19 protein-coding genes are annotated in these 23587 nt (G+C 67.6%); 12 read left to right on the top strand and 7 right to left on the bottom strand.

What is annotated here, in order from left to right; translation table 11 throughout:
- Positions 1-370: 370 nt before the first annotated feature.
- The 5 genes from OG842_RS13935 (at position 371) to OG842_RS13915 (ending at position 6256) form a co-directional block, all read left to right on the top strand.
- Positions 371-2014, top strand: coding sequence for a peptide ABC transporter substrate-binding protein (locus OG842_RS13935; RefSeq protein ID WP_266729920.1), 1644 nt, complete (start codon positions 371-373; stop codon positions 2012-2014).
- A 152-nt stretch (positions 2015-2166) separates the two neighbouring features.
- Positions 2167-3093: an ABC transporter permease gene (locus OG842_RS13930; protein WP_266733577.1), complete on the top strand. Its 927-nt coding sequence runs from the start codon at positions 2167-2169 to the stop codon at positions 3091-3093.
- Entirely contained in the window at positions 3086-4039 is a 954-nt protein-coding gene (locus OG842_RS13925; RefSeq protein WP_266729919.1) for an ABC transporter permease, read from the top strand. Before OG842_RS13930 ends, OG842_RS13925 begins: the two co-directional genes overlap by 8 nt.
- A gap of 14 nt (positions 4040-4053) precedes the next feature.
- Entirely contained in the window at positions 4054-5112 is a 1059-nt protein-coding gene (locus OG842_RS13920; RefSeq protein WP_266729918.1) for an ABC transporter ATP-binding protein, read from the top strand.
- Positions 5105-6256 (top strand): ABC transporter ATP-binding protein, encoded by a 1152-nt coding sequence (locus OG842_RS13915; RefSeq protein WP_266729917.1) that lies wholly within the window; start codon positions 5105-5107, stop codon positions 6254-6256. Before OG842_RS13920 ends, OG842_RS13915 begins: the two co-directional genes overlap by 8 nt.
- A gap of 143 nt (positions 6257-6399) precedes the next feature.
- Here the strand turns inward: OG842_RS13915 and OG842_RS13910 are convergent, their stop codons facing one another.
- From OG842_RS13910 to OG842_RS13885, 6 genes are all read right to left on the bottom strand, one after another.
- The gene (locus OG842_RS13910) at positions 6400-6936 is read right to left on the bottom strand and encodes a hypothetical protein (RefSeq protein WP_266729916.1); all 537 of its coding nucleotides are present in this window, start codon (positions 6934-6936) and stop codon (positions 6400-6402) included.
- Between the two features lie 335 nt (positions 6937-7271).
- Positions 7272-8363 carry an ABC transporter ATP-binding protein gene (locus OG842_RS13905; RefSeq protein WP_266729915.1) on the bottom strand — a complete coding sequence of 364 codons (1092 nt, stop codon included), beginning with the start codon at positions 8361-8363 and terminating at the stop codon, positions 7272-7274.
- Positions 8364-8390: 27 nt separating this feature from the next.
- The gene (locus OG842_RS13900) at positions 8391-9428 is read right to left on the bottom strand and encodes an ABC transporter ATP-binding protein (protein WP_266729914.1); all 1038 of its coding nucleotides are present in this window, start codon (positions 9426-9428) and stop codon (positions 8391-8393) included.
- Between the two features lie 55 nt (positions 9429-9483).
- Complete coding sequence (locus OG842_RS13895) at positions 9484-10464, bottom strand: ABC transporter permease (protein ID WP_266729913.1); 981 nt, start codon at positions 10462-10464, stop codon at positions 9484-9486.
- Between the two features lie 105 nt (positions 10465-10569).
- Positions 10570-12336, bottom strand: a complete 1767-nt coding sequence (locus tag OG842_RS13890) for an ABC transporter substrate-binding protein (protein WP_266729912.1) — start codon at positions 12334-12336, stop codon at positions 10570-10572.
- 80 nt (positions 12337-12416) lie between these two features.
- Entirely contained in the window at positions 12417-13442 is a 1026-nt protein-coding gene (locus tag OG842_RS13885) for an ABC transporter permease (RefSeq protein ID WP_266729911.1), read from the bottom strand.
- A gap of 472 nt (positions 13443-13914) precedes the next feature.
- Here OG842_RS13885 and OG842_RS13880 point away from each other — a divergent pair, with 472 nt between their 5' ends.
- From OG842_RS13880 to OG842_RS13855, 6 genes are all read left to right on the top strand, one after another.
- Positions 13915-15546: a peptide ABC transporter substrate-binding protein gene (locus OG842_RS13880; RefSeq protein WP_266729910.1), complete on the top strand. Its 1632-nt coding sequence runs from the start codon at positions 13915-13917 to the stop codon at positions 15544-15546.
- Between the two features lie 110 nt (positions 15547-15656).
- A complete protein-coding gene (locus OG842_RS13875; protein ID WP_266729909.1) occupies positions 15657-16580 on the top strand; it encodes an ABC transporter permease in 924 nt (307 codons plus the stop codon).
- Positions 16573-17547 (top strand): ABC transporter permease, encoded by a 975-nt coding sequence (locus OG842_RS13870; RefSeq protein WP_266729908.1) that lies wholly within the window; start codon positions 16573-16575, stop codon positions 17545-17547. The genes OG842_RS13875 and OG842_RS13870 overlap by 8 nt, the downstream gene beginning before the upstream one ends.
- Positions 17548-17560: 13 nt before the next feature.
- On the top strand, positions 17561-18538 hold the full coding sequence (locus OG842_RS13865; protein WP_266729907.1) for an ABC transporter ATP-binding protein: 978 nt from the start codon (positions 17561-17563) through the stop codon (positions 18536-18538).
- Positions 18528-19739, top strand: a complete 1212-nt coding sequence (locus OG842_RS13860; protein ID WP_266729906.1) for an ABC transporter ATP-binding protein — start codon at positions 18528-18530, stop codon at positions 19737-19739. Before OG842_RS13865 ends, OG842_RS13860 begins: the two co-directional genes overlap by 11 nt.
- A 243-nt stretch (positions 19740-19982) precedes the next feature.
- A complete protein-coding gene (locus OG842_RS13855; protein ID WP_266729905.1) occupies positions 19983-20957 on the top strand; it encodes a hypothetical protein in 975 nt (324 codons plus the stop codon).
- Positions 20958-21021: 64 nt separating this feature from the next.
- Here OG842_RS13855 and OG842_RS13850 read toward each other — a convergent pair whose 3' ends face one another.
- Positions 21022-23154 (bottom strand): prolyl oligopeptidase family serine peptidase, encoded by a 2133-nt coding sequence (locus OG842_RS13850; RefSeq protein ID WP_266729904.1) that lies wholly within the window; start codon positions 23152-23154, stop codon positions 21022-21024.
- Positions 23155-23319: 165 nt separating this feature from the next.
- On the opposite strand from OG842_RS13850, the gene OG842_RS13845 reads away from it, so the two are divergent.
- Positions 23320-23514 carry a hypothetical protein gene (locus OG842_RS13845; RefSeq protein WP_093896879.1) on the top strand — a complete coding sequence of 65 codons (195 nt, stop codon included), beginning with the start codon at positions 23320-23322 and terminating at the stop codon, positions 23512-23514.
- Positions 23515-23587 lie beyond the last annotated feature (73 nt).

Below are 23587 nucleotides of genomic sequence, written 5' to 3'. Positions count from 1 at the left end.
ACTTCCGGGTAGACCCATCACGCCCTTGTCCAGTGGTTTTCTTCGGCCATCCGTCCGCATATCGATCGTCGCTCTCCGAAAGCTGCGTTAACGGTCCGTTTCGAGCGTGTCTGTCTGGGATCCCTTTGTCCGGATTTCGGTCATTCGCGATTCCTTGATGTTGTCAAAACGAGACCCCTTAAGTGTGGTTTACAGCCCGGACGTACTTAATAGTTGGCTCCATTGAGCTCGGGTCAATGGGTCACGCACTGTGGGGAGTGCCGACTCACGAGCACACTAGGGGCACTGAAACGATCACCGTCAGGGGTGTCGGTGTATCAACTCCAGTGCCCTTCTTGTAGTCAAAAGTGGACTCATGAGGAGGAAACCCATGCGTGGTGCCAAGAGCGCCAAGTGGGTCGCGGGAGCGGCCATCATCGCCCTGGCCGCGACCGCCTGTGGTGGTAGCGACAGCGGTAACGACGACAGCATGAGCTCGGGCAAGGCGGACCCGAACGGGATCCTGACCGCCCAGCTGAGCGAGCCGCAGAACCCGCTGCAGCCGGCGAACGCCAAGGAGAGCCAGGGCAGCCGTGTCCTGCGCACGATCTTCTCCGGCCTGGTCGACTACGAGCCCGGCACCGGCAAGCTCGAGTACATCAACGCCGAGTCCGTGACGCCCAACGCGGACTCGTCCGTGTGGACCGTCAAGCTCAAGCCGGGCTGGAAGTTCCACGACGGCACCACGGTCACCTCCAAGTCCTTCGTGGACTCCTGGAACTGGTCGGCCAACGTCAAGAACAACCAGACCAACTCCAGCTGGTTCCAGGACATCAAGGGCTACGAGGACGTCCACCCCGCGAAGGGTGCTCCGAAGGCCGACAAGATGTCCGGTCTGAAGATCGTCGACGAGAACACCTTCACGATCAGCCTGACCGGCCCGGTCTCGTACTTCGCGTACAAGCTCGGCTACGACGTCTGGGCGCCGCTGCCCGAGTCCTTCTTCAAGGACCCGGCCGCCGCCGGCCAGAAGCCGATCGGCAACGGCCCCTACAAGTTCGTCTCGTGGGACCACAAGAAGCTGATCAAGGTCCGGAAGTTCGACGACTACCAGGGCCCGAACAAGGCCAAGAACGGTGGCATCGACTTCAAGAACTACACCACCGCCGACGCCGCCTACTCGGACCTGCGGTCGAACAACCTCGACTGGATCGAGGCCATCCCGGTCACCTCGCTGACCAGCTACAAGCAGGACCTCGGCGACCGCGCCATCGACGCCGAGTACTCCGCGATCCAGTCGATCGTCCCGGCGTTCTACACCAAGCAGTTCAAGGACATCAACCCCAAGGTCATCCAGGGTCTGTCCATGGCCATCGACCGTGACACGATCACCAAGACCGTGCTGCACGGCACCCGTACCCCGGCCGACTCGTTCGTCGCCCGCGGTGTGCTCGGCTACAAGGCCGGCGCCCTCGGTGACGTCACGAAGTACGACCCGGCCCAGGCGAAGAAGCTCATCCAGGAGGGTGGCGGCGTCCCGGGCAACAAGATCTCGATCCAGTTCAACGCCGACCAGTCCCACAAGCCGTGGGTCGACGCGGTCTGCAACAGCATCCGCAAGGCCGTCAACGTCGAGTGCGTCGGTGACTCCAAGCCGGACTTCCAGGCGGACCTGAACGCCCGCGACAACAAGCAGGTCAAGTCCATGTACCGCGGTGGCTGGGTGCTCGACTACCCGGTCAACTCGAACTTCATGCGCGACCTGTACGGCACCACCGCCGCCGGTAACACCTCGGGCTACTCCAACAAGGAGTTCGACGAGCTCGCGTCGAAGGCCGACAAGGCGAAGACGCTCGACGAGACCGTCAAGATGTACCAGGACGCCGAGCAGCTCCTGAAGAACGACATGCCGGCCATCCCGCTGTGGTTCTACAAGAACAACTCGGGCCAGTCGGTCAACGTCTTCGGCAAGATTCCTTACGGCCAGGACGGTGACCCGATCTTCACCGACGTCCAGGTGAAGGCCAAGAAGTAACCATCGGGATCCGAAGGCCGGTTTCGCCGTCCCTCTCCTGGGACGGCGGAACCGGCCCGTAGGCGTAGGCCCCCTGGGCTCTCCCCCCACACCCCCGCGGCGGAGACCACTCTGAGTAGGCCATCGCCGACCCCTCACGGCATGGAGGCATGATGGGGCGTTACGTCGCAAGGCGACTGCTCCAGATGATCCCGGTATTCATCGGGACCACTCTGATTATTTTCCTCATGGTCCACATCCTTCCCGGTGACCCAATCCGGGCGATGTGGGGAGACAAGGCGGCAGACCCCGCACAGGTCGCGTCGCTGCGCCATGAGTTCGGACTCGACCAGCCCCTGTGGAAGCAGTACGTCGACTACATGGGCAATCTCTTCCAGGGCGACTTCGGCAAGACCTTCGGTGGCCGCGAAGTCATCGACGAGATGTCCGAGTCCTTCCCGGTGACGCTGCGGCTGACCGCCGTGGCGATGCTCATCGAGATCATCGTCGGCATCGGGCTCGGCGCCTGGGCGGGTCTGCGGGCCGGCAAGGCCGCCGACACCGGCGTGCTGATCTTCACCCTGATCGTCATCTCGATCCCGGTGTTCGTGCTCGGCTTCCTCGCCCGCTTCGTCCTCGCGGACCAGCTCGGCTGGGTGGCACCGAACGTCCAGGACTCCACGGACTACGCGCAGTTGTTCCTGCCGGGCTTCGTGCTTGCCATGCTCTCCATGGCGTACGTGGCACGGCTGACCCGCACCACCTTCGCGGAGAACCTGCGCGCCGACTACATGCGTACCGCCATGGCCAAGGGCCTGCCGCGACGTCGCATCGTCGGTGTCCACCTGCTGCGCAACTCGCTGATCCCGGTCGTCACCTTCCTCGGCACGGACGTCGGCGGCTTCATCGGCGGCGCGGTCGTGACCGAGGGCATCTTCAACGTCCAGGGTGTCGGAAACCTGCTCTTCAAGGCGCTGCAGCAGCGCGAGGGCTCGACGATCGTCGGCGTTGTCACGGTCTTCGTCCTCGTCATCCTTGTGATCAACCTGCTCGTCGACCTGCTGTACGCGGTCCTGGACCCGAGGATCCGGTATGCCTGACGTCACCGAGACCAAGACCGAAGCGGCGGTGGACGCGGCTGCCGCTCCCGCGGCTGCGGACGGCAAGGGCAAGACCCAGGACAAGCCGCGCAGCCTCTGGGGCGACGCCTGGTTCGACCTGCGCCACCGCCCGATGTTCTGGATCTCCTCGATCCTCCTGCTGCTCCTGCTGATCGTCGCCGCGTTCCCCGGGCTGTTCACCGGCGCGGACCCGCGCGACGGCGACCTGACCAACCACTTCCTGACCAAGCCGGAGCTGGGGCACTTCTTCCAGCCCGACTGGTTCGGTTACGACGGTCAGGGACGCTCGATCTACGCGCGTGTCATCTACGGCACCCGCGCCTCGATCATGGTCGGCGTCGGCGTCACCGCCGCGGTCACCGTGGTCGGCGGCCTGCTGGGCATGCTCGCCGGTTACTTCGGCGGCTGGCTCGACTCGATCATCTCCCGGGTCACCGACATCTTCTTCGGCATCCCGTTCCTGCTCGGTGCGATGGTCGTCCTGAACGCCTTCACCGACCGCAAGGTGTACGTGGTGATCCTGGCCCTGGCCTTCCTGGGCTGGACCTCGATCTGCCGTGTGATGCGTGCCTCGGTGATCACCGCCAAGCAGGCGGACTACGTGACGGCGGCGCGCGCGCTCGGCGCCGGCACCCCGCGGATTCTCTTCCGGCACGTCCTTCCGAACGCGCTCGCCCCGACGATCGTCGTGGCCACCATCGCGCTCGGCGGGTACATCTCGGCCGAGGCGACGCTCTCGTTCCTCGGACTCGGGCTCGGGGAACCGACGATCTCGTGGGGCATCGACATCGCCCAGGGCAGCCAGGACATCCGGGACAACCCGCATGCGCTGCTGTTCCCGGCAGGAATGCTCAGCCTCACGGTCTTCGCGTTCATCATGCTCGGCGACGCGGTCCGCGACGCCCTCGACCCGAAGCTGCGCTGAGGAGGGCGTACGACGTGACCATCATGGACAAGACAGCAGACATCCCGGCGCCCCGCTCCGGCGGGCCGGACGACGCCCGACTCCTCGAAGTGCGCGACCTGCACGTGGAGTTCCACACGCGTGACGGTGTCGCCAAGGCCGTCAACGGTGTGAACTACAGCGTCGACTCGGGCGAGACCCTGGCCGTACTCGGTGAGTCCGGTTCCGGCAAGTCCGTGACCGCTCAGGCGATCATGGGCATTCTCGACATGCCGCCCGGCAAGATCCCGCAGGGCCAGATCCTGTACCGCGGCCAGGACATGCTCACCATGAGCTACGAGGAGCGGCGGAAGATCCGTGGCCAGAAGATCGCGATGATCTTCCAGGACGCGCTCTCCTCGCTCAACCCCGTGCTCTCGGTCGGCTACCAGCTCGGCGAGATGTTCCGGGTCCACCAGGGACTCTCCAAGAAGCAGGCCAAGCTCAAGGCCATCGAGCTGATGGAGCGGGTCAAGATCCCCGCCGCCAAGCAGCGGGTCAACGACTACCCGCACCAGTTCTCCGGCGGTATGCGCCAGCGCATCATGATCGCCATGGCACTGGCGCTGGAGCCGGACCTGATCATCGCGGACGAGCCGACCACCGCGCTCGACGTGACGGTTCAGGCCCAGGTCATGGACCTGCTCAAGGAGCTCCAGACGGAGTTCAACATGGGCCTGATCCTGATCACCCACGACCTCGGCGTGGTCGCCGACGTCGCGGACAAGATCGCGGTCATGTACGCGGGCCGGATCGTCGAGACGGCACCGGTGCACGAGCTGTACAAGCGGCCCGCGCACCCGTACACCCGCGGTCTGCTCGACTCGATCCCGCGGCTCGACCAGAAGGGCCAGGAGCTCTACGCGATCAAGGGCCTGCCGCCCAACCTGCTCAAGATCCCGTCCGGCTGCGCCTTCAACCCCCGCTGCCCCAAGGCGGAGGACATCTGCCGCACGGAGATCCCGGCCTTGGTGCCGGTCTCCGAGCAGGACGGCAGCGAACTGCCCGGACGCGGCAGCGCCTGCCACTTCTGGAAGGAGACGATCCATGGCTGAGCTCGACAAGACGGACGGTTCCATGGACGCCACCCCGAACGTCACCGAGGTCAAGGCGGTCGACGCCGTCGACGAATCGGCGGCGGTCGCGGCCATCGAAGCTCCGGTGGACCGCGGTGAGCCGATCCTCCAGGTGCGCAATCTGGTCAAGCACTTCCCGCTGAGCCAGGGCATCCTGTTCAAGCGCCAGGTCGGCGCGGTCAAGGCCGTGGACGGGGTCTCCTTCGACCTCTACCAGGGCGAGACGCTCGGCATCGTCGGCGAGTCGGGCTGTGGCAAGTCCACGGTCGCCCGGCTGCTGATGGCGCTGGAGACGGCCACGTCCGGCGAGGTCTTCTACAAGGGCCAGGACATCACCCGGCTGTCCGGCCGCGCGCTGAAGGCCGTGCGCCGGAACATCCAGATGGTGTTCCAGGACCCGTACACCTCGCTGAACCCGCGCATGACGGTCGGCGACATCATCGGCGAGCCCTTCGACATCCACCCCGAGGTGGCCCCGAAGGGCGACCGGAGGGCCAAGGTCCAGGAGCTGCTGGACGTCGTCGGCCTCAACCCGGAGTACATCAACCGCTACCCGCACCAGTTCTCCGGCGGCCAGCGCCAGCGCATCGGCATCGCCCGCGGCCTCGCGCTCAACCCGGAGATCATCATCTGCGACGAGCCGGTCTCCGCGCTCGACGTGTCGGTGCAGGCGCAGGTCATCAACCTGATGGAGAAGCTCCAGGACGAGTTCAACCTGTCCTACGTCTTCATCGCGCACGACCTGTCGATCGTCCGGCACATCTCCGACCGGGTCGGCGTGATGTACCTCGGCAAGATGGCCGAGATCGGCACGGACACCGAGATCTACGACCACCCGACGCACCCCTACACCCAGGCGCTGCTGTCGGCGGTCCCGGTCCCGGACCCCGAGGCCCGTGAGCGCGGCGAGCGGATCATCCTCACCGGTGACGTCCCGTCGCCGGCGAACCCGCCGTCGGGCTGCCGCTTCCGTACCCGGTGCTGGAAGGTCCAGGACAAGTGCTCCACGGAGCTGCCCCTGCTGGCCGTTCCCGAGCGCTTCAAGGGCTCGGACAGCCCCGCGGCACACGAGTCGGCCTGCCACTTCGCCGAGGAGAAGGACATCGTCGGCGCGGCTTCGTAGCACGGCCCGAAGGAGCTTCGTAGTACGGCCGGAATAACGCGAAAGCGCCCGGAACCCGCCGGTTCCGGGCGCTTTCGCGTCGTGCCCGGCAGGCGTACCGTCATCCTCCGCTGTTCATGACGGTACGTGCCCGACGGCCCCGACTACTTGTACTGGATGCCCCACAGGTTGCTGCTCTTCTTGACCGGGGCGACGTTGTTGGGCTTCTTCCAGTTCGTGACCTTCTTGCAGCCGCCGCCGGGCTTCGGCTCCAGGTGGGACTTCGTGACACTGAAGCCCTTGGCCTCGTGGTACATCATCAGGCGGCCGCGGGTCTTGCCCTTCTTCTTCTCAACCTTCGCCGAGTAGGTCCAGGTGTCCGACTTGGACCAGGTCTTGCCGATGGCGACGCTGAACGAGGTGGACGCCTTCGCGAAGATGACACCCGCCTCGGCGCCGACGGTCGCCGTGCCGGTGGCGGTCCAGGACCCCGTCTTGTTCTTGGCGTAGCTGATGGTCACGCCGGGCTTCGCCCAGTCGCTGTGCACCTGGGTGGCGCGCCAGACGGTCTTCTTGTCCCCGATGGAGTAGATCGGGGTGTCGTCGCACTTCGTCCCCGCCGAGGCGGGTGCCGCCGATCCGGCCACGACGCCGGCGCCGAGCAGAGCGCCGGTGACGACGGTACTGATGACACGCTTCACGCAGGTCCTCCTGATTTGGGGCCTTGTTGTGCGGTACGCGTCATACGCTATGGGTCAACTTCGGTGTGAGATAAGTGACTTGAGGGACTATTGAGGTTCTTTATGAGGAAGTGCGGATTCCGTGGGTTCTCGTGATTCCCTCCCGGTGGTGGGAGCACGAAGGCGCCCGGAACCGATCGGTTCCGGGCGCCCTTTCCCATGTACCCGGGAACCGGGCTCGCAGGTGGCTCGGGTCGATGGGCTCACGTGCTCGGCTCCGTGGGACCGGGGCGCCCCGCGTCCGGGGACCGGTCGGATCCCTGTCGGCGAGGCGCCCCGGGGCCGGGGCGGGGGTGTCAGCCCCCGGCCTTCGGGTCTTCGGTGACCTTGTCCTTGGTGAGCTTCGGCCCGGACGCGGCGTCACGGGCCTTCGGGACGACCGAGAGGGTCTGGGTGTCCTCGGGGTAGTGGCAGGCCGTCAGATGGCCTTCCCGGCTGCCCTCCACCCGCACCAGCGGCGGGGCCTCGCTCGCGCACTTGTCCGTCGCCTTCCAGCAGCGCGTGCGGAAGCGGCAGCCCGACGGCGGGTTGACCGGGGAGGGCACGTCGCCGGTGAGCAGGATGCGCTCGCGGGACGGGGCGTCGTCGGCGGTCGCCTCGGGCACGGCCGAGAGCAGCGCCCTGGTGTACGGGTGGCGCGGGTTGCCGTACAGGTCCGCGCGGTCGGCGATCTCCACGATCCGGCCGAGGTACATGACCGCCACGCGCTGCGAGAAGTGGCGCACGATGGCCAGGTCGTGGGCGATGAACAGGAACGCGATGCCGAGTTCCTTCTGCAGCTCCTGCAGCAGGTTCACCACCTGGGCCTGGATCGACACGTCCAGCGCCGAGACCGGCTCGTCGGCCACGATCAGCTTCGGGTCCAGGGCGAGCGCGCGGGCCACCCCGATGCGCTGGCGCTGGCCGCCGGAGAACTCGTGCGGGAAGCGGTTGTAGTGCTCCGGGTTGAGCCCGACGATCTCCAGCAGCTCCCGGGCGCGCGCCTCGCGGCCGCCCGCCGGGTCGATGTCGTTGATCTCCATCGGCGCGGTGATGATCTTGCCGACGGTCTGCCGCGGGTTCAGCGAGGCGTACGGGTCCTGGAAGATCATCTGGATCTCGGAGCGGACCGGGGCCAGCTGCTTGCGCGAGGCATGGGTGATGTCCTGCCCGCGGTAGGAGATCCGGCCGGCCGTCGGCTCAAGGAGCCGGGTGATCAGCCGGCCCGTGGTCGACTTGCCGCAGCCGGACTCACCGACCAGGCCCAGGCTCTCGCCCTCGCCGATGCTGAAGTCCAGCCCGTCGACGGCCTGGACCGCACCCACCGTCCGCCGGATCGGGAAGCCCGCCTTGATCGGGAAGTGCTTGGTGAGTCCGGAGACGTCCAGGAGAGGATCTTTGCTGCTCATTGGTGGGGAAGTCCCGTCTCTTGTACGTCAGTTGGGCCGGGTGCCGGCGAAGTCCGCGAAGAACTCGGCGCGCTGCTCCGCGGTGAGGTGGCAGGCGGCGCCGCGCCCGGCGGTGAGCTCCAGCGGCGGCTGGTCGGTCGCGCAGCGCTTGCCGCCGACCTGCTCGGTGAACGTGCACCGGGGGTGGAAGCGGCAGCCGGTCGGCGGGTTGAGAAGGCTCGGCGGGGAGCCGGGGATCGGCGACAGCGGTACGTCGACCGGTCCTTCGAGACTCGGCATGGAACCCAGCAGGCCCCAGGTGTACGGGTGCTGGGGCGCCCTCAGCACCTCCTTCTTCGTACCGCGCTCCACGCAGCGCCCGCCGTACATCACCAGCACGTCGTCCGCGATGTCGGCGATGACACCGAGGTCGTGGGTGATGAAGACGATCGAGGTGCCGGTCTCCTGCTGGAGGTCCTTCAGCAGGTCCATGATCTGGGCCTGCACGGTGACGTCCAGCGCGGTGGTCGGCTCGTCCGCGATCAGCAGTTCCGGGTCGCAGACCAGCGCCATGGCGATCATGGCGCGCTGGCGCATGCCACCGGAGAACTGGTGCGGATAGTCGTCCACCCGCATGTCGGGCTGCGGGATGCCCACCTTGGTGAGCATCTCCACGGCCCGCGCCCTGGCTTCGCGCTTGGAGGCCCCGGTGTGCTTGCGGTAGGCCTCACCGATCTGCTTGCCGATGGTGTGGTACGGCGAGAGCGACGCCAGGGCGTCCTGGAAGATCATGGCCATCTTGTTGCCGCGCAGCCGTTCCAGCTGCCGCTCCGAGGCGGCGAGCAGGTCCTGTCCGTCGAGCAGGATCTCGCCGTCGATCTCGGTGTGGTCGGGGTTGTGCAGGCCCAGGATCGTCAGGTTGGTGACGGACTTCCCGGAGCCGGACTCACCGACGATGCCGAGGGTCTTGCCCTTCTCCACGTCGAAGGAGAGGCCGTCGACGGCCTTGACGACGCCGTCCTCGGTCGAGAAGTGGACGTGCAGATCCCTGACGGAGAGGAGTGGCTGCTGATCGGTGCTCGTCACGGGGACGCTCCAGGAGGATGTTGCGGGAGAAGAGGTGGGCCGGAACGGGGGGCGGTCAGGCGAGCCGGATCCGTGGGTCGATGAGGCCGTACACGGCGTCCACGACGATATTGGCGAAGACGATCGCGCCCGCCGCGACGATGGTGACGCCGAGCAGCATGGGCAGGTCGCTGGTGTCGACGGAGCGGATGGAGAGCTGGCCGAGCCCCTGGAGGCTGAAGGTCTGCTCGGTGATGATGGCGCCGCCGATCAGGGTGCCCAGGTCGATGCCGAAGATCGTGACGATCGGACCCATGGCCCCGCGCCAGGCGAAGCGGAAGAAGACCGAGCGGCGGGACAGCCCCTTGGCGCGCGCGGTGCGGACGTAGTCCTCACTGAGCTGTTCCACCAGTTGGGAGCGGGTCATACGGGTGTAGTTGGCGGTGAAGATGATCGACAGCACCAGCCAGGGGAGCAGCAGGCCGCCGGCCCACTTGCCGGGGTTCTCGGTGAACGGTGTGTACGAGGGCTGTTCGAGCAGGCCCATCTGCTGCACCAGGAGGAACATCGCGATGTAGCCGACGAAGTAGATCTGCAGCGAGGAGCCGAGCAGCGAGGCGGAGCTGGCGATCTTGTCGAGCGCCTTGCCCTGCTTGACCGCGGCGAGCATGCCCGCGCCGACACCGAAGACGAGGAAGAAGAAGGCCGCGCCCAGCGAGAGCGAGAGGGTCAGCGGCAGCCGGTCCATGATCGTGCCGAACACCGGCTGGCGGTTGGTGAACGAGTAGCCGAGGCAGGGCGCCGGGCAGTGGCCGTAGTTGCCGTAGTCGCGCCCGACGAAGATGCCGGACAGCCAGTTCCAGTACTGGACGGGCATCGGGTCGGCGATACCCAGGTTCTGCTTGATCTGCGTGATGAGCTCGGGCGTACAGACCTTGCCGCAGGCCAGGCGGGCGGGGTCACGGGGTATCGCGTAGAAGAGGTAGAAGGTGATGGCGCTGATGATCAACAGAATGACGAGAGCGCCGGTCACGCGGCGGAGAAGAAATCGAAACATGGGGTCGTGACTTTCCGGGTGCGGCGCCGTCGCCGAGGGGCGGAGAGCGGGTGAATGACCGGGACCGGGGACGGCCTGCCGGTCCGGCAGGCCGTCCCCTCGGGATCACGCCTTGGCGTAGAGCTTGGTGATCGCGATGCCGTTGTTTCCGCCGTCGTAGACCACGCCGCCGACCTTGGAGCCGTACAGCCAGTTGCGGATCGGCCAGTAGTCCGGCACGCACGCGGCCAGCTCCATGATCTGCCGGTCGATCGCGCCCCAGGCCTTGTTGGCCTCTTCCGTGTCGGTGATCTTGGCCGCCGCGTCGATGGCCTTGTTGACGCCCGCGTCGTTCAGCTGGGGCCAGTTGGACGCGCCGTCGGCGATCACCCGGCCGTCGAAGGTCGGCTGGAGGGCCGTGTAGCCGCCCGGCCAGTCGGCGGACCAGCCGGCCGCGAACATGTCGTAGTGGTTGTCGATCTGGGCGATCTGGCTGTAGAAGGTGGTCTTGTCGACCTGCTTCGTCACCACGTCGAAGCCCGCCTTGGTGAGCGCGTTCTTGATGGCGACCGCCTGCTTGACCGCGTTGTCGGACTGCTGGAAGGCGATGATGATCTTCTGGCCTTCCTTGCCGGCGTCCTTCAGCAGTTGCTTGGCCTTGTCCGGGTCACCGGCGGGCTTCTTCTTCTTGCCGTAGAGGTCGAAGTCGATGTGGCCCGGGGTGAGCGGGCTGATGATCGTGGTGGCGATCTCGGAGGAGGAGGCGCCGCCGCGGATCAGCTGGGTCTGCTGCGCGGGCCAGGCGTAGTTGAGCGCCTGACGGACCTTCACGTCGGGGATCCGCTTGGTGTTGATCGCGTAGTAGTACGTCGCCGCGTCGAGATGCGTCATGATGCGCTTCTTCAGCGCCGGGTCACCGAGGGCCTTCTGGATGCGCTCGGCCGCGACCTCGTTGAAGATCGACACCGTGTGCTGGTCGTTGCCCTGGTCCGCCATGTAACGGTCCGTGGACGCCAGCCACTGGAAGCCGAACTGCAGCTGGAACTTGTCCGGGTACGCGTTGCGGATCGGGTCCGTCTTCGGGTCCCAGTGCGGGTTGCGCGACAGCGACATCGACTTGCCGATCTGACGGGCGTCGATCTTGTACGGGCCGCAGGAGAACGGCTTCTTGTCGTAGTCCTCCTTGTTGTCGTGCTTCTTCGGCACCAAGGAGAAGGAACGCATGCCCAGCGTGAAGTTGAAGTCGGCGCGGGCCTCCTTGAGATGGAAGGTGACGGTCTTGCCGTCGATCTCGATGGAGTCCAGGTGCTTGCCCTCGTAGGGGCCCTTGTACTTCTCGCCGCCGACGAGCCACTGCTGCGGGTAACGCGGGCCGAACGTCACGAACTTGGCGAAGAGCCGCTCGAAGGTGTGGCGGACATCCTCCATCGTGATGTCCGAGCCGTCCTCCCACTTCCCGCCGTCCTTCAGGGTGAAGGACCAGGTCTTGCCGCCGTCCTTGGTGGTGCCGGCGTCGGTGGCGAGGTCGCCCACGAGGGTGGTGGTGCCGTCGTCGGCCACCTTGTAGCCGACCAGGCCGCGCATGAACAGCGGGGTGAGGAGGCTCTCGTACGACGACCAGATCTGTGCCGGGTCCAGGTGGTCGCAGTCCATCGTCTCCATCGTGTAGAGCGTGCCGCCCTTGACCGCGCCCGGGACCTCGGGGGCGGGGCCGGTGGAGTCGGCCTTGGTGCCGACCAGGATCTCGGCGCCCTTGCTGCCGGTGACCTTCTTGGGGCCGTCGCCGCTCCCCTTGCCGCCGCCCGCGTCACCGCTGCTGCATGCGCTCAGGACGGTGGAGCTAGCGGCCGCCACACCGGTGGCGATGAGGAAGTTTCTGCGGGAGAAAGACATGCGTATCGGTCCTTGAGGTCGGTGGACGAAGCAGGAACGGCAGGCCGGACCACGGGGGCCGGGCTGTGCGGAACGAAGGCTCAGCCCTTGGACTTCGGGTCGAGCGCGTCGCGTACGGAGTCGCCGAGCAGGTTGAAGGCGAGCACGAACATGATCATCGAGATGCCCGGGAAGAGCATGAAGGTGATGTCGTCCGTGTAGAACGACGCCCCGCGCTGGATCATCACGCCCCAGTCGGGAGTCGGGTCGATGATGCCGACACCGAGGAAGGCCAGACCCGCCTCGGCCGTCACGAAGGCCGGCAGGGCGAGGGTGGACTGGATCAGGATCGGAGTCCAGAGGTTCGGCAGCAGTTCCTTGAAGATGATCCGGGCGGGCGAGGCCCCGGTCACCTTCGCGGCCTCGATGAACTCCCGTTCGCGCAGGGCCAGCACCTGGCCGCGCAGCAGACGGGCCATCGAGGCCCAGCCGAAGCCGGTGAGGGCGAGGATCAGACAGATGGCCCGCAGCGACGTCGGGATCTCGTCGTCCGGCGAGACGAACAGCCCGTAGACGACCGGCATGAAGGCGATGAAGAAGAGCGTCGACGGGAACGACAGCAGGATGTCGATGACCCGGCCGATGAAGTAGTCCGTCTTGCCGCCCAGGTAACCGGCGGTGATGCCGATGGCCACGCCGATGAGCGTGACGAGAATGGTGGCCGCCGCCGCGAGGAGCAGCGAGGTGCGGATCCCGTACAGCAGGAACGTGAAGACGTCCCGGCCCAGCTGGGGCTCGATGCCGAACCAGAAGTCGCCGCTGATACCGCCGTTGGGCAGGGCCGGATAGCCGAAGCCGTTGAGCAGTTCAGGGTTGTCCTGGCCGTACGTCGTGTACGGATCCTTGCCGTAGAGCTTGGCGATCAGTGGTGCGCAGATGGCCAACAGGAAGAAGGCAATGACCACATAGGCCGAAATCACGCCGGTGCGGTCGCGCTTGAAGCGCCGCCAGGCCAGCTTTCCCGGTGAGCGCCCTTCGGCGCCCTTGGGTGTCGAAGCGCCCGGTATCTGCGACTTCGCGTCCACCGCTTCAACTGTCTTGGCTGCGTTCGTGGTTGGACTTGTCATGGTGCTCCTGGCCCGGAGGGTCGAAGGACTCCGCAGGGCAACACCTACGGGCTACCCGGACTTTTTCAACGCAATTCATGCAGGGTCAATGAATGTCCGACGCCCTTGGCACGCTCTTTTGAAATTTGACCAATTCATGACCTGAATTAGGGGGTGTCTTTGGTTCCGCTTGGCTATAGCGAAGATGCATTCGCGACTTAACGGGTGAAGTCCGGCAATGAATCCGATATGCGGGCGCGGATGTCTCGGAATTCGTACGGCCGGTCGCCCGGGTTCGCGGTCGATGCGCATTCGATGCGTGGTCGTTATCGCTCCGCCGTCTGCCGGGGGTCACGGCCGGAGCTCCTCCGGTCGTGAGGTGCCACTCGGGTGGGCTCCGGCGCGCCCGAATGGGTGGAGTAAATGTGCGTGATGTCCGTGATGCGGTGATATTTGACCCTAAGTGAGACGGAGCACTACGAGGAGGCACTCCATGCGCGGAGCCACACAGGCCAGGTGGGCCGCATGCGCGGTCGTCGTCGCCCTGGCGGCGACGGCATGTGGCGGCGGGGGCAGCAGCAGTGGCGGCGGTGGGGCGAACGGAATCGTGAGCTCTTCGTGGGGTGACCCGCAGAACCCGCTGGAACCCGCGAACACCAACGAGGTGCAGGGCGGCAAGGTCCTCGACATGGTCTTCCGCGGGCTCAAGCGGTACGACCCGAAGACCGGCGCGGCCGACAACATGCTCGCCGAGAAGATCGACACCAAGGACAACCAGAACTTCACGATCACCCTGAAGGACGGCTGGACCTTCAGCAACGGCGAGAAGATCACCTCCAAGTCGTTCGTCGACGCCTGGAACTACGGCGCCCTGCTGAAGAACAATCAGAAGAACGCCTACTTCTTCGGCTACATCGACGGCTACAAGGACGTCCACCCGGACACCGGCAGCTCCACCGCGAACACGCTCTCCGGCCTCAAGGTCGTCGACGACAAGACGTTCACCGTCAAGCTGTCGCAGAAGTTCTCCCTCTGGCCGGACACCCTCGGCTACCCGGCCTTCGCCCCGCTGCCCAAGGCGTTCTACACCGACCACGCCGCCTGGGTGGCCAAGCCGATCGGCAACGGGCCGTACACCGTCGACAAGTACACCAAGGGCTCCTCGATGAGCCTGCGCAAGTGGGACAAGTACCCCGGAGCCGACAAGGCGCAGAACGGCGGCATCGACCTCAAGGTCTACACCGACAACAACACCGCCTACACGGACCTGACGGCCGGCAACCTCGACCTCGTCGACGACGTGCCCGCCTCGCAGCTGAAGAACGTCAAGGCGGACCTCGGCGACCGGTACATCAACACCCCGGCCGGCATCATCCAGACCCTCGCCTTCCCCTTCTACGACAAGAAGTGGGACACCCCGAACGGCGCCAAGGTCCGGCAGGGCCTGTCGATGGCGATCAACCGCGCGCAGATCACCGATCAGATCTTCCAGAAGACCCGCACCCCCGCCTCCGACTGGACCTCCCCGGTCCTCGGCGTGGACGGCGGCTTCAAGGAGGGGCTGTGCGGCGCGCCCTGCGAGTACAACGCGGCGAACGCCAAGAAGCTGATCCAGGAAGGCGGCGGCATCCCCGGCGGCCAGCTCAAGATCTCGTACAACGGCGACACCGGCTCCCACAAGGAGTGGGTCGACGCCGTCTGCAACAGCATCAACAAGGTGATGGGCAACAACAAGGCCTGCGTCGGCGCCCCGGTCGGCACCTTCGCAGACTTCCGCAACCAGGTCACCCAGCAGAAGCTGACCGGTGCCTGGCGGGCCGGCTGGCAGATGGACTACCCGCTCATCCAGAACTTCCTCCAGCCCCTGTACTACACCGACGCCTCGTCCAACGACGGCAAGTGGAGCAACAAGGAGTTCGACGGGCTCGTCGACAAGGCCAACGCCGAGTCCGACCGGGCCAGGGCCGTCTCCACCTTCCAGGACGCGGAGAAGGTCCTGGTCGCCCAGATGCCCGTCATCCCGCTCTGGTACCAGAACGGCAGCGCCGGCTACTCGGACCGGATCTCCAACGTGTCGCTGAACCAGTTCAGCGTCCCGGTCTACGAGCAGATCAAGGTCAAGTGACCCGTTGAGGCCGGGTGGCCGGTGCGCTCCTGGCGCCGGCCTCCCGGCCTGCCCGTCCCCCCGACGCGTCACTCCCGAGCCCCTGACCCCCGCGACCCCCGGAGCCCCGCATGGGACGTTATGTGATCCGGCGGCTGCTGCAGATGATCCCGGTCTTCTTCGGCACGACGCTGTTGATCTTCCTCATGGTGAACGTGATGGGCGACCCCATCGCGGGTCTCTGCGGCGACCGCGCGTGCGACCCCGCGACCGAGGCCCAGCTCCGCGCGGAGTTCGGCCTCGACAAGCCCGTCTGGCAGCAATACCTCACCTACATGGGCAATGTCTTCACCGGCGACTTCGGCACCGCGTTCAACGGGCAGAAGGTCACCGAGCTGATGGCCACCGCCTTCCCCATCACGATCCGGCTCACCGTCGTCGCGATCGTCTTCGAGATCGTCATCGGCATCAGCCTCGGCGTCGTCACCGGCCTGCGCCGCGGCCGCCCCGTCGACACCACCGTGCTCATCCTGACCCTGGTCGTCATCTCCATCCCGACCTTCGTCACCGGCCTGCTGCTCCAGCTCCTCCTCGGAGTCGAGTGGGGCATCATCAAACCCTCCGTCTCGCCGGAGGCCCCCTTCAACGAGCTGCTCGTGCCCGGCCTCGTCCTCGCCTCGGTCTCCCTGGCGTACGTCACCCGGCTCACCCGGACCTCCATCGCGGAGAACGCCCGCGCCGACTACGTCCGTACCGCCGTCGCCAAGGGCCTGCCCAGGCGCCGCGTCGTCATCCGGCACCTGCTGCGCAACTCACTGATCCCGGTCGTCACCTTCATCGGCACCGACGTGGGCGCGCTGATGGGCGGGGCGATCGTCACGGAGCGGATCTTCAACATCCACGGCGTCGGTTTCCAGCTCTACCAGGGCATCCTGCGCCAGAACTCCCAGACCGTCGTCGGCTTCGTCACCATCCTCGTCCTCGTCTTCCTGGCGGCGAACCTGATCGTCGACCTGCTGTACGCCGTACTCGACCCGAGGATCCGCTATGCCTGAGCAGACACCGGACGAGTCGATCTCACCGGCCGGAGCGGGAGGCGTGATGGACCTCGCCCTGGAGGAGGGCACGACCCTCGAAAAGACACCCGGCGGCCCCGAGGGCACCGGCCCGGCCGAGAAGCCGCGCAGCCTGTGGTCCGACGCCTGGCGGGACCTGCGCCGCAACCCGGTCTTCATCATCTCCGCCCTGATCATCCTCTTCCTGGTGATCATCTCGATCTGGCCGTCGCTGATCGCCGACCAGGACCCTCTCAACTGTGACCTGGCCAAGGCCCAGCAGGGCTCCCAGCCCGGACACCCCTTCGGCTTCGACGGACAGGGCTGCGACGTGTACACCCGTACCGTCTACGGGGCCAGGAACTCGGTGACCGTCGGCGTCTGCGCCACCCTCGGCGTCACCCTGCTCGGCGGTGTCCTCGGCGGCCTGGCCGGGTTCTTCGGCGGCTGGTGGGACTCGATCCTCTCCCGCCTCACCGACGTCTTCTTCGGCATCCCCGTGGTCCTCGGCGGCCTGGTCTTCCTCTCCGTGGTCACCAGCTCCACCGTCTGGCCGGTGATCGGCTTCATCGTGCTGCTGGGCTGGCCGCAGATCGCCCGCATCGCCCGCGGCTCCGTGATCACCGCCAAACAGAACGACTACGTACAGGCGGCACGGGCGCTCGGCGCCTCCAACTCGCGGATGCTGCTGCGCCACATCACCCCGAACGCCATCGCGCCGGTCATCGTCGTCGCGACCATCGCGCTCGGTACGTACATCTCACTGGAGGCGACCCTCTCGTTCCTCGGCGTCGGCCTGAAACCGCCGGCCGTCTCCTGGGGCATCGACATCTCCGCCGCCTCCCAGTACATCCGCAACGCCCCGCACATGCTGCTCTGGCCCGCCGGAGCCCTGGCGGTCACCGTGCTCGCCTTCATCATGCTCGGCGACGCGGTGCGCGACGCCCTCGACCCCAAGCTGCGCTGAGGAGTCCGCTGCCATGTTGCTCGAAGTGCGCGATCTGCACGTGGAGTTCCACACCCGCGACGGAGTGGCCAAGGCCGTCAACGGGGTCGACTACTCGGTGGCCGAGGGCGAGACGCTGGCAGTCCTCGGCGAGTCCGGCTCCGGCAAGTCGGTCACCGCCCAGGCCATCATGGGCATCCTCGACATGCCCCCGGGAAAGATCAGCGGCGGCGAGATCCTCTTCAAGGACCGCGACCTGCTGAAGATGAAGAAGGAGGAACGCCGGAAGATCCGCGGCCAGGAGATGGCCATGATCTTCCAGGACGCGCTCTCCTCCCTCAACCCCGTGCTCAGCGTCGGGGAGCAGCTCGGCGAGATGTTCGTCGTGCACCGGGGGATGTCCCACAAGGACGCGAAGCTGAAGGCCGTGGAACTGATGGACCGGGTCCGCATCCCGGCGGCGAAGGAACGCGTCGGGAACTTCCCGCACCAGTTCTCCGGCGGCATGCGCCAGCGCATCATGATCGCCATGGCGATGGCGCTGGAACCGTCGCTGATCATCGCGGACGAACCCACCACCGCCCTCGACGTGACCGTCCAGGCCCAGGTGATGGACCTGCTCGCCGAGCTCCAGCGCGAGCTGAACATGGGCCTGATCCTGATCACCCACGACCTGGGCGTGGTCGCGGACGTCGCCGACAAGATCGCCGTCATGTACGCGGGCCGGATCGTCGAGTCCGCCCCGGTCCACGAGATCTACCGGGCGCCCGCCCACCCGTACACCAAGGGCCTGCTCCGGTCGATCCCGCGCCTGGACCAGAAGGGCCGGGAGCTGTACGCGATCAAGGGCCTGCCGCCCAACCTGCTGCACATCCCGCCCGGCTGCGCCTTCAACCCGCGCTGCCCGATGGCCCAGGAGATCTGCCGGGGCGAGGTGCCGCCGCTGTTCGAGGTGGCCGAGCACCGCGAGAGCGCCTGCTACTTCTGGAAGGAGACGCTCGATGCACGCTGAAGCGCGCGAAGGCGGCGAACCGATCCTGGAGGTCCGCGATCTGGTCAAGTACTACCCGCTGACCCAGGGCATCCTGATCAAGAAGCAGATCGGCGCCGTCAAGGCGGTCGACGGGGTCTCCTTCGACCTCGCGGCCGGCGAGACGCTCGGCATCGTGGGGGAGTCCGGCTGCGGCAAGTCGACCGTGGCGAAGATGCTGGTCCATCTGGAACAGCCGACGGCCGGCGCGATCAAGTACAAGGGCGAGGACATCACCAAGCTGTCCGGCCGTGCCCTGAAGGCCGTGCGCCGCAACATCCAGATGGTGTTCCAGGACCCGTACACCTCGCTGAACCCGCGCATGACGGTCGGCGACATCATCGGGGAGCCGTACGAGATCCACCCCGAGGTGGCCCCGAAGGGGGAGCGGCGCCGCAAGGTGCAGGACCTGCTGGACGTCGTCGGCCTCAACCCGGAGTACATCAACCGCTACCCGCACCAGTTCTCCGGCGGCCAGCGCCAGCGCATCGGTATCGCCCGCGGCCTCGCGCTGAACCCCGAGATCATCGTCGCCGACGAACCCGTCTCCGCCCTCGACGTCTCCGTGCAGGCGCAGGTCGTCAACCTGCTGGACCGGCTCCAGGCGGAGTTCGGGCTCGCCTACGTCTTCATCGCGCACGACCTGTCGATCGTCCGGCACATCTCCGACCGGGTCGGCGTGATGTACCTGGGCCGGATCGTCGAGATCGGCTCCGACGAGCAGATCTACGACCATCCCACGCACCCGTACACCCAGGCGCTGCTGTCCGCCGTCCCGGTGCCGGACCCGGCTGCCCGGGAGCACCGGGAGCGGATCATCCTGCACGGCGACGTCCCCTCGCCCGCCAACCCGCCCTCCGGCTGCCGCTTCCGCACCCGGTGCTGGAAGGCGCAGGAGCGGTGCGAACTGGAGGTGCCGCTGCTGGCGGTCCCGGCCGTCTTCCGGCTGGCGGACACCCCGGCCGGGCACGACTCGGCCTGCCACTTCGCGGAGGAGAAGCAGGTGGTGCCGCCGGAGGGGCTGCTGGAGACGCCGGGGGAGGTGGCGGAGGAGACGCCGGGGGAGACAGCGGAGGAGGACGGTCCGCCGGAGGGTTCGAAGGGTGCGGACGGTGTGGAGGGTTCGGACGGTTCGGACGGGGAGAACGGGGCGGCTCCGTCCGGGTCCGCCCGGGGCGGCTGACGCGGGCGCGTTAACGCGTGGGCAACCCGGGCGTCTCACGTCCGATATACGGACCGGACAGCATGTCCGGGTACGGCCGTGCGGGTGCCGTGTACCGGCCGGGAGGCCTTCAAGTCCTCCCGGCCGGTTGCCCGTTGACGCACCACGCCGACGAACCCCTTGTCCGGCGGGCGGGGACGGTGAAGTATCGCTCGGGTGATACTCACTCGGGGGGCAAGGGTCACAGGTGCCGTTCTCTGCGCCGTGCTCGCGTTGATCGTCGCGGGCTGGGTCGTACGGGACGTCAGGGCGGCCGACGGCATCGAGCGGTTGTGGCACTACTGGGCCGGCTATCGCGACGCGCAGATAACGCTGAACCCGGCCACTTCGCCGTACGACGTGGTGCTGTTCGCGGTGTACGTCGCCGCGGCCGTCGCGTCCCTGCGGTCCTCGGTGGCCGCCGCCACGCTGGTCGCCACCGGTGTGCTCACGATCGTGGTACGGCTGCCCGGACTCTGGAACATCGGCGAGCCCCGGATGGACGGCCGGTTCGTCGACGACCTGCGCACCCGCGCCCTGCTCTGCGCCTTCGCGTCGCTCGCGGCGGGCATCGCGCTGATCATCACCGCGGCGGCCGGCCGCCGGTGCCCGGCGGCCGGCCGCCGGGCACCGCACGACTTCTCCGAAGACGCCCCGGCCCGGCCCGGACAGGGCGCGGGGGTGATCGCCTTCCTCTGCCTCGGCGCGGCGGGAGCGGTCACGATCGCCTGGGAGATCCGTCAGGCGGTGCGGATCCCGTACATCTACCCCGACTGGTTCCTGGGCGGGGACAAGATCTTCCAGGGACTGACCGACCCGCCGCCCGGCTGGTTCACGGCCGTCCTGGCGCTGCTCTGCCTGTTCGCCGGGGTGAGCGGGCTGCCGCGCGCCGTGCACGCGCGCCCGTTCGGCCTGATCGCCGCCGCGCTGCTGCTGGGCGGCGGCGGGGTGGGCGTGGCCCGGTCGGTGCACGAAGAGCTGCTGGAGCACTTCGCCGATCTGCCGGTCGAGGCCCAGCTCACCGTGGCGACCGGGTTCTTCGAGGTGTTCGTCGGCGTCGTGGTGCTGCTGGCGCTGGCCCGGCCGGGCCCGGCCGCACCCCCGCCGCTGCCCGACCAGGGCTACGGGCAGGGGTACGGCTATCCGCGCCCCGGCGTCTTCGGGCCGCCGCCCCCGTCCCAGCCGCCGCCCGGCTGGTGACGGGGAGGGCGACGGCTCAGAGGCTGCCGGGTGACCGCCCGATCAGAGGTCACCCGACAGGCTCTCAGCCGAGCAGCCCCAACGACCGCTTCAGGAAGTCGACCTGGAGCAGCAGCAGATTCTCCGCCACCTGCTCCTGCGGGGTCATGTGCGTCACCCCGCTGAGCGGCAGCACCTCGTGCGGGCGTCCGGCCGAGAGCAGCGCCGACGAGAACCTGAGCGAGTGCGCGACCACCACGTTGTCGTCCGCGAGGCCGTGGACGATCATCATCGGCCGCACCTGCTCGGCGGCCTCCGAGAGCCCCTCGTCGGTGATCACCGAGTTGTGCGCGTACACCTCGGGCTGCTTCGCCGGGTCGCCGAGATAACGCTCGGTGTAGTGGGTGTCGTACAGCCGCTGGTCGGTCACCGGGGCGCCGACCACCGCCGCGTGGAAGACGTCGGGCCGGCGGGTCACGGCCAGGGCGGCCAGATATCCGCCGAACGACCAGCCGCGGATCGCGACCTTGCCGAGGTCCAGCGGGAACCGGTCCGCGAGGGCGTGCAGGGCCTCGACCTGGTCGTCCATGGAGAGCGCCAGGTTGTTCTTGACCGACTTCTCCCAGCCGGGCGAACGACCCGGTGTGCCCCGGCCGTCCGCGACCACGACCGCGAAGCCCTGGTTCGCGAACCACTGCGACGTCAGATGCGGATTGTGCGCGGCGACCACCCGGCGGCCGTGCGGTCCGCCGTACGGATCCATCAGTACCGGAAGCGGACCGTCCGACTCCTTGTACCCCTCGGGGAGCAGCACGGCGCACGGAATTCGCCGTGCGCCCCCCTCGGTGAGGTGGACCCGGGCGGAGAGGACCGGCTCCTGCGCATGGCTCGTCACGGTCGCGATCCGCTTGCCGTCCCGGACCACCTCGACCAGGGCCCCCGGCCGGTCCAGGGAGTGGGTGACCAGCACCGTCACCCCGCCCGCGCGGACCGCCGAGTGCACCCCGGCCCCTTCGGACACTCGTTCCACGCCCAGTTCGTTGACCCGGTAGACATGGGTCTCGCCGAGCTCCGGCTCGGCCGCCTCCTCACCGGCCGTGGCCGAGATCAGGATGTCCGACTCGCCGATGTCCAGCACCGCCTGGAGCTGCAACTGCGCTCCGGTCAGCAGCCGGTCGCCGACCGCGAGCACCCGCGCCCCGCCCTCGTCCGCGATCCGCACGAGTCGGCCGTCCGGCGCCCAGGCGGGCACCCCGGGAAAGATTTCCAGCCAAACCGGGTCCTCGTCGGCATGCACCGTCCGCGTCGAACCGGTCTCCGGGTCCACCGCGAGGAAGAGATGACTCTGCTGGTCGCGGGACTGCACCAGCAGCAGCGGCGCCCCCTGCGACGACCAGTGCACCTGCGCCAGATAGGGGTGGCGCGCCCGGTCCCAGACCACTTCGGTGCGGGCGCCGTCCAGGCCCAGCACGAAGAGCCGCACGTCGGCGTTGGGCGTCCCGGCCGCCGGGTAGGCGACCTCGGCGGGCCTGAGGTCCGGGTGCGCGGGGTCCGCGATCCACCACCGCTGCACGGGGGCGTTGTCGACCCGGGCGACCAGCAGCCGGTCCGAATCCGGCGACCACCAGAAGCCGCGCGAGCGCTGCATCTCCTCGGCCGCGATGAACTCCGCGAGACCGTACGAGACATCGTCCCCGTCCGGCTCGGCGAGCGCCCGGTCGCCGTCGCCCTCCGCGCCCACGACCCGCAGTGCACCCTTGGACACATATGCGATGTGTCGTCCGTCCGGTGACGGCCGGGGGTCGATCACCGGGCCCGGCACCGGCAGCGCGCGGGCCGTACCCGCCCGCAGTTCGGCGACGTACACCTTCCCGGAGAGCGCGAAGGCGGCCAACTCGGCCGCCGCGTCGACCGCGTAGCCGACGATCCCCGACGACCCCTCTCGGCTGCGCTCGCGCCGGGCCCGCTCCTGCGCCGACAGCCGCTCCGCCGAACCCCCCAGCAGGGCCTGGGGATCGGCGACCACGCGCTCCCGGGGCGCTCCGTCCTTCGGCAGGTCGAGGACCCACAACCGGCCCGAACGGTCCGTCCCGGAGCCCGAGCGCAGGAAGATCACCCGCTCCCCGTCGGGTGAAACGGTGAACGACCGAGGGGCGCCGAGGGTGAACCGCATCGTCCTGGCGTGCTGACGGGGAAAGGAGATCTTCTGCGAAGTCATGCATCGAACCTAGTCCCCGACCGCCCGGTCGTGCGCCCCTCGTGCTGCTGTGCCCCGATCAATGCGTTACGACGGATAGTTATGATCCGTAGCGCTCGGTGGGTATGAACCTGCTGGCTCCATGTGTGCTGCCCGTCCCGACCGTACTGATGGAGGTGAACCGCCGTGGCACTCTCGATTTCGGCGGTGGTGCTGCTGGCGATCGTCGTCTTCCTGCTGATCCGGAAATCCGGACTGAAGGGCGGACATGCGGTGGTCTGCGCACTGCTCGGTTTCTATCTCGCCAGCTCGTCGATCGCGCCGAGCATCTCGAACCTGACCACGAATGTGGCGGGCATGATCGGAAGCCTCAAGTTCTGAGGCCCGGCCCGTCGGCGGTCGGTGCGCGGTGGTCGGTGTGCGGGGTGCGGTGGTGACGCGGGCGGTGATCGGT

This window comes from Streptomyces sp. NBC_00376 (assembly GCF_036077095.1).
In the GTDB taxonomy this organism is placed as follows: Bacteria; Actinomycetota; Actinomycetes; order Streptomycetales; family Streptomycetaceae; genus Streptomyces.
Note: the sequence above shows the minus strand (reverse complement) of the source record. Positions and strands in the feature narration are given on the sequence as shown.

Coding starts and splice junctions, on each gene's coding strand:
- OG842_RS13935 (WP_266729920.1), top strand. CDS start 371: ATGCGTGGTGCCAAGAGCGCCAAGTGGGTCGCGGGAGCGGCCATCATC.
- OG842_RS13865 (WP_266729907.1), top strand. CDS start 17,561: ATGTTGCTCGAAGTGCGCGATCTGCACGTGGAGTTCCACACCCGCGAC.
- OG842_RS13925 (WP_266729919.1), top strand. CDS start 3,086: ATGCCTGACGTCACCGAGACCAAGACCGAAGCGGCGGTGGACGCGGCT.
- OG842_RS13850 (WP_266729904.1), bottom strand. CDS start 23,154: ATGACTTCGCAGAAGATCTCCTTTCCCCGTCAGCACGCCAGGACGATG.
- OG842_RS13875 (WP_266729909.1), top strand. CDS start 15,657: ATGGGACGTTATGTGATCCGGCGGCTGCTGCAGATGATCCCGGTCTTC.
- OG842_RS13870 (WP_266729908.1), top strand. CDS start 16,573: ATGCCTGAGCAGACACCGGACGAGTCGATCTCACCGGCCGGAGCGGGA.
- OG842_RS13860 (WP_266729906.1), top strand. CDS start 18,528: ATGCACGCTGAAGCGCGCGAAGGCGGCGAACCGATCCTGGAGGTCCGC.
- OG842_RS13905 (WP_266729915.1), bottom strand. CDS start 8,363: ATGAGCAGCAAAGATCCTCTCCTGGACGTCTCCGGACTCACCAAGCAC.
- OG842_RS13880 (WP_266729910.1), top strand. CDS start 13,915: ATGCGCGGAGCCACACAGGCCAGGTGGGCCGCATGCGCGGTCGTCGTC.
- OG842_RS13915 (WP_266729917.1), top strand. CDS start 5,105: ATGGCTGAGCTCGACAAGACGGACGGTTCCATGGACGCCACCCCGAAC.
- OG842_RS13885 (WP_266729911.1), bottom strand. CDS start 13,442: ATGACAAGTCCAACCACGAACGCAGCCAAGACAGTTGAAGCGGTGGAC.
- OG842_RS13930 (WP_266733577.1), top strand. CDS start 2,167: ATGGGGCGTTACGTCGCAAGGCGACTGCTCCAGATGATCCCGGTATTC.
- OG842_RS13890 (WP_266729912.1), bottom strand. CDS start 12,336: ATGTCTTTCTCCCGCAGAAACTTCCTCATCGCCACCGGTGTGGCGGCC.
- OG842_RS13895 (WP_266729913.1), bottom strand. CDS start 10,464: ATGTTTCGATTTCTTCTCCGCCGCGTGACCGGCGCTCTCGTCATTCTG.